Source organism: Comamonas sp. w2-DMI, from assembly GCF_040187735.1.
GTDB classification, from domain to species: Bacteria; Pseudomonadota; Gammaproteobacteria; order Burkholderiales; family Burkholderiaceae_C; genus Comamonas; species Comamonas terrae.
Window position 1 is genome coordinate 1 of the sequence record NZ_JBANEL010000081.1, and the last position, 1,174, is coordinate 1,174.

Consider the following 1,174-nt stretch of genomic DNA (forward strand, 5'->3'; position numbering starts at 1 on the left):
GAAACCTCTGCATAAATCCCCAACGCATGTGCTTGCACATGCGTGCCGGGTGCGGCAGCATCCCGGCCTATGCAGCAATTTGATCTTGGCCTGAACCTTTCCACCAAAAAAACACGTAAACGCGAATTCCTGGAGCAGATGCAGCAAGTCGTTCCATGGCAAGAGTTGGTGGACTTGATTGCGCCATATGCACCTGAAGGTCGCAAAGGACGGCCTCCGTTTCCTGTGGAGATGCTGCTGCGCATTCACTTTATGCAGCAGTGGTTCAACCTCAGTGATCCTGCCATGGAAGAAGCGCTGCATGACATGCCGTTGTTTCGGGAATTCGTTGGCCTGTCATGGGGCAGCGCCACGCCTGATGAGAGCACTATCCTGCGGTTTCGTCATCTATTGGAAACACACAAGCTGGCCGAGCTCATTATGAAGACGGTCACGGACTTGCTGGAGAGTAAAAAGCTGCTGCTTCGCACGGGAACCATCGTGGATGCCACACTGATTGCGGCACCTAGCTCGACCAAAAACAGCACCAAATCTCGTGATCCTGAGATGCACCAGAGCAAGAAAGGCAACCAGTGGTACTTCGGCATGAAGGCCCATATCGGCGTGGATGCGGATTCTGGCTTGGTGCACACCGTGCGGGGCACATCGGCCAACGTCAGTGATGTGGTTGAAGCCAACAGTCTGCTGCATGGCCAAGAGATAGATGGCTATGGTGATGCAGGCTACCAAGGTGCTGACAAACGCCCTGACATGCCAGAGCCAACACCCGTGCGCAAATTCCAGTGGCATATCGCCATGAAGCGCAGCCAGCGCAAGGCCCTGGATCCTCAGCAGCCGATATCGGCCATGCAAGAGCAGCTCGAGCAGGTGAAATCCAAAATCCGGGCCAAAGTCGAGCACCCATTCAGAGTCATCAAGCGTCAGTTTGGCTACGTCAAAGTTCGCTACCGAGGCTTGAGAAAGAACACCCAGCAATTGCACACCTTGTTTGCTTTGGCGAACTTGTGGATGGCTCGTGGCCGCTTGCTGGCAAACAGCTAATCCCAGCCTGTTGTGGGCGCTGAAAAAGCAAGATGCCCGCCAAATGTGGGCATCTTGAGTGCCAGAGGCCAGCGGACCTCACGCTCGTTCAAGCACTATCACGCTTGAAATCGAGTTATGCAGAGGTTCCCTA

The 1,174-nt window shown here is 54.5% G+C and carries 1 protein-coding gene; it reads left to right on the plus strand.

The genetic code is table 11. The features are described from left to right. Positions 1–69: 69 nt before the first annotated feature. Positions 70–1,041, plus strand: a complete 972-nt coding sequence (locus tag V8Z74_RS26170; protein ID WP_279851875.1) for an IS5 family transposase — start codon at positions 70–72, stop codon at positions 1,039–1,041. Positions 1,042–1,174: the final 133 nt, after the last annotated feature.

Bases quoted from the DNA above. Each gene is read 5' to 3' on its own strand.
- V8Z74_RS26170 (WP_279851875.1), top strand. From the start codon at position 70: ATGCAGCAATTTGATCTTGGCCTGAACCTTTCCACCAAAAAAACACGT.